The sequence below is a fragment of the Gardnerella sp. C0684A1 genome, assembly GCF_055326835.1.
Genome location: NZ_JBLTSX010000002.1, coordinates 135,109 through 148,195, shown reverse-complemented (window position 1 = coordinate 148,195; position 13,087 = coordinate 135,109). Strand labels below are relative to the sequence as shown.

Genomic DNA, 13,087 nt, shown 5'->3' with positions numbered 1-13,087 from the left:
TTTAAATTAGAACGCTTTCAATTCAGACATCTAAGTTAACCGAGTGAACCATACTTTATCTGTCATAGAGTGTTCATTTGTGCCGTGAGCAAATAGCACCAACATCTATATCTAGGATATTTATAACTGATGTCCCGTCTGTAAATTCTTTTGACTAACATCATGAGAATTAAAAGAAATATCAGCACCATACCCGGATCCACTAAAAAGTCTGGGCGGCTATTGTCTCCACGAGTTTCACTCGTGGAGACTGTACTGTTGTGGCGCAGCAAGAATGCTGCCACCGGTCGCCGCCCACACTTTCTCGTGTTGGTAGCCCAGAGGCTAGCACACCCAGTCCAAAGACCACACGCCAGCCTTGTCACGCCACCCAACAAGCTCACCCCTGCCAGCCCATTCCACAACATGTTCCACGGGCTGACCGGAGTCGAGCCTGGAGCGTCGCACAAGGACTGGGAGTGTTCTTGTGGGTTTACGGGTGTGCCTGCCCTGGAACTACCAACACACAAGGAAAGGATAAAAAAAATGGTTACCATCAACAGCGACCACACGGTCACACTCCTAATAGGAGAGGTAGAAGCTCTCGTAGCATTCCACAACTACCTAGCAGGCTTTACCACGAAAGGATTGGACGAGAACACACTACGCTACGGTATCCAAGCATTAAGCAGTCTCCTCATCGTGCGTGACATGTTCCTTATTGATAGTTTCCATGGCTGCACCATGCAAGACTTCCTCGATAACGTTGAGCACCCATTCGCTGAGAAAACTGTCCACTATGTGCGTTCAAGCCTCGACCTGGTTTTTAGAGATGACAATTTCACCCTCGACACACGGCGCATCCATCGTGCAATAGCACTGCTGACCACCATGCTGGAACTTAAAGGATTAAGTCAGAGGGAAACTGTCACAGTCTATGGCACACTGTCATACTTGTATTGGCTGAAAAATGACACGACAAACGCTCGTATCACAGCCCAGAAAGCACTCACGATAGACGAGAAGTACGGGCTTGCACGCATCACTACTACAGCGCTCCTTCACCACATCACACCCCACTGGTGCCAGAAGTAAGCAGAGGGTTTGCTGGCAGAAAAAGAAGCGCAACTTTTTCTGCCAGCCCCTGGTGGCTTATCGCAGCCACCCTCCCGCGCGGGGCGCGTCTTACCCCTAGGGCATGCCCTGAACAAAATTCCATAAATTTTAGGGCATTACCCCCAGGAGCAAGCCGCGCTATTACCACGCGAGAAGGGTGGCTACTATGCTTCCATAAGTTCACACAAAGATGTGTGAACCAGCCGCCACCAGCAGAACAAAGAATCTGCCACCACTATCATGGCGGCAGACCCATTATCATCGCATGGAACACCTGCGGTGTACTCTCATTTTTTGCTTTTTATGACGTGTTCTTGACACTTCCCACTCTAAAAAACGGGTCACTTCCGCCAACTTCCCCGCGTCCTCCACTCGCGTTACGGACACGCGCGAAGCTAGGGCCCGCAAGGGGTTGGCTCCAGCGCATTCCGTTTTTGTCCCTTCCAGTGTTCAACAACACGAACGAAAAATAATCACACCAGGGTTTTTATATAAAACCAAACCATAAGAAAAATCATATACAAGTAGAAAGGAAAACAAGAATGAAAATTAACAGCAAGCCAGTCACCGGCACAAGCTTCGCATACGACGGATGCCACAAAATCTACATCTGCGAAAACACACAAGATGAGCAAGACGCGCAAAAAACCGGATACACCATCCACCCCATAAGCGAGCTTGAAAACACATACGAAAACTCGTGCGACCTACGCTTCATCCACAACTGGACACTCGATAAAGACTATGTCTCCCAACTAGAGCCCGCCTTATTCCAAGAATAACCAAAACTACAACAAAGAAAGGTCTTTTATGCTCATTCGTATACTCGCAGCATTCATCCTAATAAATGCACTTATTGCATACAGCGGTCTTGTAACCTACATGGCACATCTCATGCAAGAGAGCGCGAACAAGACACATACGCCAAAAACACGATGGCAAAAACTCACACTCGCACTAATTTTTACCAGTGTGACCGTCTGCGTACTCGTAGAAACACTATCAGACAACCAGACTATACGAACGATTACTCTCGCAGCCTTTGCATTTCTTATCGGCAACTTTTCAGGTGGCATGTATCAAAAAATCAAAACGAGCAACGAAAAGAAAGAACAAGAATGAGTGAACAAGAACGTAAAGTCCGTCTCGTCATCCGTATCACCCACACCATCGATATGAATGACAGTAACGGGTGGACACCACAATTAAGCTTCATCAAAACAAGAGAATCTTAAAAGGAGAATTATCATGGAGTTTACACTAGACAACGGGCAGCGTGACCTTCTATGGCTCGTCTTAGCACCCGCTGCCCCTGCCTTATGCTCACAAATAGGCCACGGCATGCCACAGTGGGCAATCATACTCGCAAGTATCATCTCATGCTGGATCCTCCTTGCTACAGCATACACAGAAACAAATAGATTATGGAAAGACAGCAGTCGAGTACGCAATTGCCAACACCAGACAATTATTCGCGCATGGACAGTACTCTTAAGCGTTCTCGCAGTAACCATAACCCTCGTACTGGCAGCAGCGCTTTATAACAGTTTTCTCCCTACAAACACGCAAACCTTTATTATCTTTAGCTCAATCAGTGTCATCGGTATGATGGCATTCTTTGCCCACTACTACTTCTACCAAGCCTGGATACCAGAAAAACGGGTATCCCTCAAAGAAATAGCAGCCACACACGGAATAGAACCATACACCAGTAACCACAATAAGACGAAAGAAGACTTGCAATGAGTGAACAAGAACGTAAAGTCCGCCTCGTCATCCGTATCACCCACACCGTAGACATGAATGACAGTAACGGGTGGACACCACAATTAAGCTTCATCAAAACCAGTATCCTCACCCCAGAAAAAGCGAAAAACATCGCGGCAATCCTGAACCGTCTTGAAGCATTCCGCGCATCCAAACTCGGAAACACGCAAGGCGTCCTGTGGATCATCAACGCGACCGACACATACGATCTGGACCGTATCACAAGCCAATTCGGACTCGATGAGCTCAAAAACCTACCCGAAGTCTTAAACTCAGTCACAGAAATAAGCCTCAACAACCTCAACTAAAAAGGAGAACAATGATGAAAACGACCATCGCTCAAACTATCGAAGGAAACCTCACCGACAATCACACCTACTTCCCGCCAGCAGACCGTAAACGCGCTATGCTCCAATTGACCATCGCATCACAAAACAGACGCCAGGAAAATGGGCAGTGGGTCGACGGACCAGCAGACTTCATCCAGGTAAAAATATTCGGTAGGTCTGCGGAAATCCTCGAAACCCTATGGAACAATGGGCAACTGGGTAAAGGCATGCCCGTCATTGCGATAGGCCGGTTCGATCCACGCCCATCCGCATGGATAGGCAAAGACGGCAAAGCCCACGCCCAAGTCAGTTTTAATGCTGAAAACCTTACAACCAATATCGCACTGCTCGCTATGCGGCAAAACCGCGACACCACACCTGTAGCTGCTCCAGAACAACCAGCCTCATCAGAGGACGATTGGATGACTGGTTACGACCCAGGTGATATGCCATTCTAAAGGCTGTAGTTTAAGTTAAAGAGTGCGGGTCTCTCTACCTAGAAGAAAGGTAGAGAGACCCGCACTCTTATTGCTTCAGATTGACAAACTGTAAGAAATATCTTACAATTGATGTGTGAGAATAATAGAAACAGAAGAATTTACAAAATGGCTAGAAAAGCTTAAAAATAGACGAGCTCAACTAGCTATCGGCTCTCGACTCTTCCAGTGGAAAAATGAGAGCATGGTTTTCGGAGACGTTAAAACCATACATGGCGAACTCAAAGAAGCACGATTCCATATCGATGCAGGGTATCGCGTGTATTTCGCCCAAAAACAAGACAAGATAGTTCTCCTTGTCTTTGGTGGAGACAAATCCACACAAGACAAGGATATCAAGAAAGCAGACGCTCTCCTTAAAGACATGAAAGAAGCAGGACAATGGTAAAGACACGAGAATTCGATATTCAAAACTATCTAACCGACCCAGAATCTATCATTTATTTCCTTAATGCGGCATTAGAAGCTAACGATGCGCACTTCTTTACTCAAGCACTAGGCGAAGTAGCAAAATCTGAGGGAATGACAAAGCTTGCGCAGCGTTCCGGAATTCCACGCGAAAGCTTGTATCAAATCCTTTCCGGCAAAGGCAACCCACGTTTAGATACTCTTATGCGTGTTCTTGACAATCTCGGGTTTAGTCTCTCACTACGTCCACTAGAGGAAAACGAAGAGGAAACATCCAAAGATCACAAGAACAAAGAAGGCATAGTATATAAAGAACCTGCATACGCGTAAACACCCTCTAAGGGACCAAAAATCGGGTGGTTGGCTTGTCCTTTGATAGAAAACCAACCACCACCAAAATGGAAATGGTCGACATTACCGCACGTGAGATCGACCATTACTCATATATTCCTGACCTATATATCATGTGGGGCTAATGCCAACCCTTAAAGGGTTGTCTGTATGACACGGGTGCAGCAAAGATGCTGCACCCCGGCCGCCCCACATGAGCTTTGTGCGTGCCAGCGCCAAGACAAGCACACACCCACCACAATCCACACACACCACCCCGATAAGGATTCTTGCAGTTCGCGCCAGACACCATCGTTTTTCAGGCTCCCCATGCCTGCAAAAATTGCAGACAGGGAAGCCTTTCCACGGGTGTGGGCGCGCCCCACAAGAACCCATATCATTTTTAGAGGGGTGGCGGAGTGTCTTATGGCAACGGGTTGTGTGCTGCTTAACGCTTGTCACGCACACAGTGACACACATAAGAAAGGACAATTATTATGGGACACTCCAGCATTCTCTACTCGTTCACCAGTGAAAAAGACGCTATCGAAGCACTCAAAAAATATGCCAGCTACGACAACCTCATCGCCACTTTTCTCCAGTCGGTCGATCCCCTTACCCTCGAAAAAGACATAGCCGATGAAGCTGACTATGTGGATTTGCTTATAAGGCATCGTTTATAGTCGCTGGTGTTTTTCTTAAATGTATCCCCCGTCGGAATAAACGAGTCCCCAATAGTTAAGGTAATCAGTGAAGCCATCAAATTAGTGTCACTGTATAAGTCTTTATAGCCATTATGTTTTGCACGAGCAGTTATTTTTTGTTTTGTTGATTCAGTAAGCAGGTTAAATAAGATTCCACCACTGAGATACGGAACATTAACCGAGATGTTTTTTATTGAAGTCATCTTAAATAACCCCCTTGTTGAAAAATAGTAACTCTCTTCCTCCTTAGTAACTCTAATCAGCCTACACATACAACGCGGTCAACTATAGGTTAGAGGTAGAAAGAAAAACTCATGTCAATGTGTAATTCTTTCGCGCATATCTTATCAAAAAAGCTGTGCTTATAACAAGTTGAATCAGTGTGGTAGGCGTGTGCAGAAAGATTCTTAACGCAAAAACACGTTTTCTCTTTCAAAGTATAGACATATTTCATCTATACGGCGTTTACGAAGTTTGCTAATTGTACAAAAGCTCATTCAGAAACTTCGTAAAAACAACTTAATAATGTCAGCGGTCTTACTGAATGAGGCAGCTGCAAGTAACAAAATGAAGGAATTCTTCATTTTTAGCTTGTAGTGGCTTTACTATGCCTCGTTTTAGCTGAATTCAAAGGATTCCTTCATCGAAATCGATGGAAGGAGTTCTTTATGAAGACTCGCAAAACAAATATTAAGGAAAGAAATATCTACACTTACGAGAGGTTGCTTTCCAACAACAATGGTGGCTATGAAAAAGAAGTCATCGTTATTAAACCTGGCGAAAACGGTGTAACCGTTGCGGATATTAAGATGCTTCACTCAATGGATGACAGCGAGGTTTACTACAACAATAAGAACCTGCGTCCAGGTAGAACTGCTGAAGAAAAAGCTGAAATTAAGGCGTGGAAAGAGAAGTACGTCAAACGTTTCGAAGAAAGACACGGCTACAAACCCAACAAAGACGACGTTGACTACGCTGCTAACAAGCATTTCCTACCCAACTATAATTCCTCGATTGACTTTGATGCAGATGGCGAGCTTGAAGTAGATAAAAGTCATCTTGCTGAAGCTCTCAGTACTACTGATGATTATGGTTTTATTACCAACGATTATGGTTTTGAAATGTCAGAAGAAATGGAGCATGCGTTTTCAACGCTTACTGACAAGCAACGTCAGGTTATTCGTTTGATGTTTATTGAAGGATACACTCAGTCAGAGATTGCGAGCATGCTTGGTATTTCGTCTGCTGGCGTGAAAAAGCATCTCGATAGTGCCATCGTAAATCTTAAAAAAGTTTTACCAGAAAAATTCTAGAAATTTTTTAGGAGGAGGTTAAAAACTCCTCCTTTTTCTTTGCCTGTGATGTGTAAGGAAGAAACCCCTTATAGAAAGGAGGCAAACCATGAAACACAAGATCGTTATTAACGTCACCGGTGAAAACGGTGAGAAGAAACAGGTTCTACGTGGAGCTGTGATGCGATTACCTCAACGGTTTATCCGCTGGCTGTTTGGTGATTACTCGCAAGTCTATCTATTAGATCCTGGAAAGAGTGTTCAGTCAGTTGATGTCAAAGAAGTTTAAGGAGGAAAACCGTGAACAAGGAAATATTGAGAGAAGTCATCAAAGACTTGGAAAACTTAACAGTTCATCTTAAAACGCTGTTTGATGATGCCGGTGCTTCTGGTGTTGGTTGTAAAGAAACAGCTTCTAATAATAAGGAGTCTGTTAAAAAGGTGAGTTTAGAGGATGTGCGAGCGGTTTTAGCAAAGCTTAGCCAGATGGGAAAGACAGCTGATGTGAAGAAACTCATCGTTAAGCACGGTGCGCAAAAGCTATCGGATGTTCCTGAAAGCGAGTATGAGAGCCTATTGCATGAAGCGGAGGGAATTAAAGGTGACTAAGCATGCTTTACTTTCACCGTCTTCTGCTCACAGGTGGATTAAGTGTACTCCTAGTGCTGTTTTAGAAGAAAAGTTTGAAAACACTACTTCTGCTGCAGCAAAGGAAGGAACGGCAGCACACGCGTGGTGTGAGTACAAGCTGAATAAGTTTCTTAACCGTCCGTGTGAAAAACCGTTAACCGAGTATGACTCAAGTGAGATGCAGGAATGCTCGGATGCTTACGTGGATTTCGTGTTGGAAAAATACGAGCAGGCAAAACTTAACTGTCAAGATCCTATTATTCTCATCGAGCAGAAAGTTGATTTTTCAGCTTACGTGCCGGACGGGTTTGGTACAGCGGACTGCATTATTGTAGGCGAAAAAACTCTGCAGGTTATCGACTTTAAGTATGGTCAAGGCGTGCTGGTTGATGCTTACGAGAATCCGCAGATGAAATGCTACGCGCTTGGAGCTTTAACGCTTTTCGACAGCTTGTATGAGATTCAAACTGTTGAGATGAGTATTTTTCAGCCAAGACGTGACAACGTATCAACTTTCACACTACCTGTCGCGGAGCTTATTTCTTGGGCTGAAAGCGTGCTTAAACCTAAAGCCGAGCTTGCAGGCGCAGGCGAAGGCGAATTTGAAGCCGGTGACTGGTGCAGGTTTTGCAGGGCAAAAGCCACGTGCCGTAAACGTGCGGAAGAAAACCTTAAACTTGCAGAATTTGAGTTCAAAGAGCCATCTGTTTTAACAGATAGTGAGATTGAAGAAGTACTCACGCTTATACCTAAGCTCACGAAGTGGGCTGATGATGTTTTAGCGTACGCCACAGATTCCGCTATTAACCATGGTAAAGAGTGGTCTGGTTTCAAGCTCGTAGAAGGCAGATCAGTTCGCAAGTTTAAGGATGAGACAGCTGTTATTGAGAAAGCAAAAGCCGCAGGCTTTACTGACATTTTCAAAACTAGTCTTATTGGTTTAACAGAAATGCAAAAGCTGATGGGCAAGAAAAAATTTGAGGATATTCTGGGCGACCTCATTATCAAACCGTCCGGGAAACTTACGCTCGTACCAGACTCTGATAAGCGAGCAAAAGTTAATGTTTCAAACGCAAATAACGAATTCAAAAAGGAGAATTAGTACTATGTCTAAATTAAATAACACGAAGGTTATCACCGGTAAGAACACGCGTCTTTCCTATTTTAACGGTTGGGAGCCAAAGTCTATTAACGGCGGTCCTGAAAAATATAGTGTTTCACTGCTTATCCCTAAAAGTGATGTTGAAACAGTAAACGCTATTGAGAAAGCTATTGATGCTGCTATTGAGGAAGGTGTCGGTAAGTTTGGTGGTAAAAAACCAAACAAGGCTGCTCTTAAAACACCACTCAGGGACGGGGATATTGAGCGTGATGATGAAGCGTATAAAGGACATTACTTCATTAACGCGAACTCAACCACGGCTCCGCAGATTGTAGACAAACAGGTAAAACCAATCATGGACCGTAGTGAAGTGTATTCAGGCTGCTATGCGAGAGTTTCCATCAACTTTTACGCGTTTAACTCTAACGGTAATAAGGGAGTTGCTTGCGGTCTTTGCAATATTCAAAAGATTCGAGACGGTGAGCCACTCGGCGGACGTAGCCTCGCAACCGATGATTTTACGACTTTAGAAGATGATGACTTTCTAGCATAAGGAGCGTGAGTTAATTATGGAAATTGTTATAGCGGTTTTTATTTCAGTGTTTATAGGAGTATTACTTCTTGATTTTACGGTAAAGAAACTCGTGAGTCTTTACGTTGATATTAAACACATTCTAAATAGGAATTAGAAGATTCCTGAAAACAGGATTTAGAAGATTCTATAAGCGGGGTGGCAGGTTTTCTGTCACCTCTTTTATTAACTTGGAGGTGATGTAATTTGGAAAATTTGAGTGTGGATTTAGAGACGTTTTCGAGTGTAAATCTTGGTAAATGTGGTGTTTACAAGTACGCAGAATCGGATGATTTTGAAATACTGCTTTTTGGTTACAGTGTGGACGGTAGTGAAGTTCAGGTCGTTGATTTAGCACAAGGTGAAACCATACCCGAGGTTGTGCTTTCTGCCTTAACAGATGAAACAGTAACCAAGTGGGCGTTTAACGCTCAGTTTGAAAGAGTCTGCTTATCACGCTACCTGCGAGATAAAGGCATCAATGTTAACCCTGGTCAGACGGGGAAAAGTGAAGGCTTGTTTTTAAACCCCTGCTCGTGGCATTGCACAATGATCTGGTCAGCCACCCTGGGGCTTCCCATGTCTTTGGAAAGCGTGGGAGCAGTATTGGGTCTTGATAAGCAGAAACTCACTGAGGGTAAGAATCTTATTAAATATTTCTGCCTGCCGTGTAATCCTACGAAAGTAAACGGTGGAAGAACAAGAAACAAGTATTTCCACGATAAGGAAAAATGGGAGCTTTTCAAATCGTATAACAAGCGTGATGTGGAAGTTGAAATGAGTATTCAAGAAAAACTCTCACGCTTTCCCGTACCAGACTTTTTATGGCAGGAGTTTTATCTCGACCAACAGATAAACGACCGTGGGATAGGAATAGATCCTCTTTTCGTTGAATCAGCCATAAAACTCGACTTAGAGGTGAAAACGCATCTCATGAGTGAGCTTAAGCATATTACAGGTTTAGAAAACCCGAACTCCGTGCTACAAATGCGCTCTTGGCTTAAAAAGCATGGTCTTGAAATGGAGTCGCTTGGTAAAAAAGAAGTCGCTAAAGAACTTAAAACAGTGAGTAAAGAACTGGCGGAAGTTTTACGGCTTCGCCAGCAGCTTGCTAAATCCTCGGTGAAAAAGTATACGGCGATGAAAAACGCTGCCTGTATGGATTATCGGGAGCGTGGCATGTTTCGCTTCTATGGTGCAAACCGTACCGGAAGGTTTGCGGGAAGGCTTGTGCAATTACAAAACCTGCCACAAAACCATTTGCCTGATTTGGCGGAGGCTAGAAGTCTTGTTAAACAGGGAAATGTTGAAGCGTTGGAAATGCTTTATGAGGATATTCCGGATACCTTATCCCAGCTTATCCGCACTGCTTTTATTCCACGCACGGGATTTAAGTTTATTGTCGCAGACTTTTCAGCAATCGAAGCGAGAGTCTTGGCTTGGCTTGCAGGTGAAAAATGGCGTATGCGAGTATTCGCGGAAGGTAAAGACATTTACTGCTCGTCAGCTTCTCAAATGTTTGGCGTGCCTGTTGAAAAACATGGAGTAAACGGGCATTTACGGCAGAAAGGGAAGATCGCGGAACTCGCTTGTATTGCTGAAGGTGAACTTGTACTCACAGATGAAGGGCTCGTCCCAATTGAAGAAGTCACTACAAAACAAAAAGTGTGGGACGGAGAAAACTGGGTTAACCATAACGGAGTTGTTTTTAAGGGTGTAAAGGAGGTAATCGAGTATGAAGGACTTAGAGCAACACCAGACCATCTCGTCTGGGTTAAAGGGAAACCGAAGCCAATACGGTTTATTGAATCCGCCATCTGCAAAACACATCTCATACAAACCGGAGATGGTCGGAGAACAATACGGCTGGGTGAAAATCATAAGTGCAGAGAAACGCTGGAATCAAAAGCAAAACCACTGTTATGTACTGACACAATGCGTAGGGTGTGGAAGCGTCCAATGGCAGGACTTAAACAGTCTAAAGTCGGGCAAATCAAAAGGATGTCAAGCTTGCTCACAGCCGAAACAAATACCAATATGGTTAGAAAAGCGGCTAAGTGCTGCAAAACAGCGATGTATCAATCCAAGAGATCCGAATTACAAAAACTATGGAGCAAGAGGGATAAAGTGGTGCTTCCATTCTGTTTTAGAAGCAGGCTTGTGGATTTTACAAGAGGTAGACAATGTGCGAAAAGACTGGGAATTAGATCGGATAAATACAAACGGCAACTACGAAAAAGGAAATATCCGCTTTGTTCCAAGAATAGTCAATCAAAACAACAAGCAGAACGCTATCCTAACACGGTGGGAGCAACAATATTGGCCATACGCAAGATCGGTAGTTGCAAGAATGCTATCGAAAGGAATAGGCAGAGAAGAAATCATATCAAGAGCAAATACAGCTGTAGCACAACACAGAAAAAACTGGCGTTTAATCGAAGCAAGGCTCGAGTTTATGACATACGAAATGCCGGACCAAATCATTGTTTTACCGTATCGGGAAAGCTCGTGCATAACTGTGGCTACGGTGGTGCAGTAGGAGCATTAAAGGCAATGGGTGCTCTTGATATGGGTTTACATGAAGATGATTTGCAACAGTTGGTTAATGATTGGAGATCTGCTAATCCACATATTGTTTCATTGTGGTGGGATGTGGACAGAGCGGTAAAACAGTGTGTACACGAACACGTATCTGTTCGAACACACAATATTGTGTTCACTTACAAGAGTGGGTTTCTTATCATCGAACTGCCTTCGAAAAGATGCCTTTACTATGTGAAGCCACGCGTGGAAGAAAACAAGTACGGTGGTGAATCGGTCACCTATGAGGGTGTGGGGTCTACTAAAAAATGGGAGCGGCTGGAAAGTTATGGGCCTAAATTCGTGGAAAACATTACGCAAGCTATAGCTCGTGACATTCTACTTTACGCAATGCAAACGCTGAAAGAATATCGCATCGTCGCTCACGTGCATGATGAAGCCATTATCGAAACTGATAAAAGCGTGAGTGTTCAAAGCGTGTGTGAGCTAATGGGAAGAACACCACCTTGGGCAGAAGGGCTTGTTTTACGCGCTGACGGCTACGAGTGCGAGTTTTACAAAAAAGATTAAAAAAAATTTAGGAGCAGGGTTAAAAACCTGCTCTTTTTCTTTGCCTGTGATTTAGAAGGTAATACCGCCTTCAGAAAAAAATCATAGGAGGTAATTTTATGAATGAATTACAAGTATTTAAGAATGTAGAGCTTGGCTCTGTTCGCACAACAGTAGTAGATGGTATTCCTTATTTTGTGGGCAAGGATGTGGCTGAGATTCTTGGTTATCGTGATACGTCTGATGCTCTGAAAAGGCATGTAGATGAAGATGATAAGCTGACTCGGTGTTTCACCGACTCAGGTCAGAACCGAGAAATGTATGTTATTAATGAGTCTGGTTTATACAGTCTTATTCTTAGAAGTCAGCTTCCTAAAGCGTGTCAGTTTAAACGATGGGTTACATCACAGGTTCTTCCGAGTATCCGTAAGCACGGTATGTATGCGACAGATGAGCTTATCAACAATCCTGATATGGCTATCGCTGTTTTTAACGCATTGAAAGAAGAGCGTGCTAAAAGAGAAGCGTTAGAGCTTACGACTGCTATGCAAAAACAGCAGATAGCTGAGCTTAAACCGAAAGCCAGCTATTACGATGTTGTGCTTAAATGCAAAGACATAATCTCTATGCGTGTGATTGCAAAAGATTATGGCAAGTCAGCACAGTGGATGAATAACTTTTTGCATGAACTCGGTGTCCAATTTAAGCAGTCTGATATCTGGCTTTTATATCAAAAGTATGCCAATCAGGAATATACGAAATCTCGCACAAATACCTACGAGGATTCTAATGGTGTTACACACTCAAAAATGCATACTTATTGGACTCAGAAAGGCAGGCTTTTCATCTATCACCTCATGACACAACACGGGATCTACCCGTTGATTGAACAGGAGGCTAAAAGTGAGTAAGTCTTATAAAAAGCATTTAGAAACAACACCGAACTTTAAGCCTATCGTCTACATTTGTGCTCCCTACCGTGGAGATAAGGAGAAAAACGTGAACCACGCTATTCGGTGTGCGGCTTACGCGTATTCGCGCGGAGCAATCCCAGTAACACCACACCTGCTTTTCCCGTTCATGGATGATGAGAATCAAAAGCATAGAGGGGATGCGATGTTTATGGACATTATTCTCTTAGGAAAGTGCAATGAACTATGGGTGTTCGGAGAGAAAATCACAGGCGGCATGCAAGTAGAAATCAATCTGGCTGAAAAACGAAACCAGCCGATTAAGTATTTTACGGATAAGGATTTAGGGGGTGAATGTTGA

The 13,087-nt window shown here is 43.8% G+C and carries 16 protein-coding genes; 15 read left to right on the top strand and 1 reads right to left on the bottom strand.

Annotated elements, in window-relative coordinates; translation table 11 throughout:
- Window positions 1-324 precede the first annotated feature (324 nt).
- Entirely contained in the window at window positions 325-447 is a 123-nt protein-coding gene (locus ACNEUN_RS02365; RefSeq protein WP_255358933.1) for a hypothetical protein, read from the bottom strand.
- Between the two features lie 78 nt (window positions 448-525).
- Here ACNEUN_RS02365 and ACNEUN_RS02360 point away from each other — a divergent pair, with 78 nt between their 5' ends.
- From ACNEUN_RS02360 to ACNEUN_RS02290, 15 genes are all read left to right on the top strand, one after another.
- Window positions 526-1,074 (top strand): hypothetical protein, encoded by a 549-nt coding sequence (locus ACNEUN_RS02360; RefSeq protein ID WP_230454556.1) that lies wholly within the window; start codon window positions 526-528, stop codon window positions 1,072-1,074.
- Window positions 1,075-1,637: 563 nt separating this feature from the next.
- Window positions 1,638-1,877 carry a hypothetical protein gene (locus ACNEUN_RS02355; protein ID WP_013399326.1) on the top strand — a complete coding sequence of 80 codons (240 nt, stop codon included), beginning with the start codon at window positions 1,638-1,640 and terminating at the stop codon, window positions 1,875-1,877.
- A 960-nt stretch (window positions 1,878-2,837) separates the two neighbouring features.
- Window positions 2,838-3,170, top strand: coding sequence for a hypothetical protein (locus ACNEUN_RS02350; RefSeq protein ID WP_463630564.1), 333 nt, complete (start codon window positions 2,838-2,840; stop codon window positions 3,168-3,170).
- 11 nt (window positions 3,171-3,181) lie between these two features.
- Window positions 3,182-3,649 (top strand): single-stranded DNA-binding protein, encoded by a 468-nt coding sequence (locus tag ACNEUN_RS02345; protein WP_013399328.1) that lies wholly within the window; start codon window positions 3,182-3,184, stop codon window positions 3,647-3,649.
- Between the two features lie 115 nt (window positions 3,650-3,764).
- On the top strand, window positions 3,765-4,076 hold the full coding sequence (locus tag ACNEUN_RS02340) for a type II toxin-antitoxin system RelE/ParE family toxin (protein WP_009994575.1): 312 nt from the start codon (window positions 3,765-3,767) through the stop codon (window positions 4,074-4,076).
- Window positions 4,070-4,426, top strand: coding sequence for an addiction module antidote protein (locus ACNEUN_RS02335; RefSeq protein WP_009994576.1), 357 nt, complete (start codon window positions 4,070-4,072; stop codon window positions 4,424-4,426). Before ACNEUN_RS02340 ends, ACNEUN_RS02335 begins: the two co-directional genes overlap by 7 nt.
- Window positions 4,427-4,923: 497 nt before the next feature.
- Window positions 4,924-5,109 carry a hypothetical protein gene (locus tag ACNEUN_RS02330; protein WP_463630561.1) on the top strand — a complete coding sequence of 62 codons (186 nt, stop codon included), beginning with the start codon at window positions 4,924-4,926 and terminating at the stop codon, window positions 5,107-5,109.
- A 689-nt stretch (window positions 5,110-5,798) separates the two neighbouring features.
- A complete protein-coding gene (locus tag ACNEUN_RS02325) occupies window positions 5,799-6,443 on the top strand; it encodes a sigma-70 family RNA polymerase sigma factor (protein ID WP_075038923.1) in 645 nt (214 codons plus the stop codon).
- An 88-nt stretch (window positions 6,444-6,531) separates the two neighbouring features.
- Window positions 6,532-6,711, top strand: a complete 180-nt coding sequence (locus ACNEUN_RS02320) for a hypothetical protein (RefSeq protein WP_004114712.1) — start codon at window positions 6,532-6,534, stop codon at window positions 6,709-6,711.
- An 11-nt stretch (window positions 6,712-6,722) separates the two neighbouring features.
- Window positions 6,723-7,031: a hypothetical protein gene (locus ACNEUN_RS02315; protein WP_004114714.1), complete on the top strand. Its 309-nt coding sequence runs from the start codon at window positions 6,723-6,725 to the stop codon at window positions 7,029-7,031.
- Window positions 7,024-8,154 carry a DUF2800 domain-containing protein gene (locus tag ACNEUN_RS02310; RefSeq protein WP_192382104.1) on the top strand — a complete coding sequence of 377 codons (1,131 nt, stop codon included), beginning with the start codon at window positions 7,024-7,026 and terminating at the stop codon, window positions 8,152-8,154. Before ACNEUN_RS02315 ends, ACNEUN_RS02310 begins: the two co-directional genes overlap by 8 nt.
- A gap of 4 nt (window positions 8,155-8,158) precedes the next feature.
- Window positions 8,159-8,707: a DUF2815 family protein gene (locus ACNEUN_RS02305; protein ID WP_048730083.1), complete on the top strand. Its 549-nt coding sequence runs from the start codon at window positions 8,159-8,161 to the stop codon at window positions 8,705-8,707.
- A gap of 225 nt (window positions 8,708-8,932) precedes the next feature.
- Window positions 8,933-11,836: a DNA polymerase gene (locus ACNEUN_RS02300; RefSeq protein ID WP_463630558.1), complete on the top strand. Its 2,904-nt coding sequence runs from the start codon at window positions 8,933-8,935 to the stop codon at window positions 11,834-11,836.
- 98 nt (window positions 11,837-11,934) lie between these two features.
- A complete protein-coding gene (locus ACNEUN_RS02295; protein WP_463630556.1) occupies window positions 11,935-12,726 on the top strand; it encodes a phage antirepressor in 792 nt (263 codons plus the stop codon).
- Window positions 12,719-13,087, top strand: coding sequence for a DUF7768 domain-containing protein (locus ACNEUN_RS02290; protein WP_463630554.1), 369 nt, complete (start codon window positions 12,719-12,721; stop codon window positions 13,085-13,087). The genes ACNEUN_RS02295 and ACNEUN_RS02290 overlap by 8 nt, the downstream gene beginning before the upstream one ends.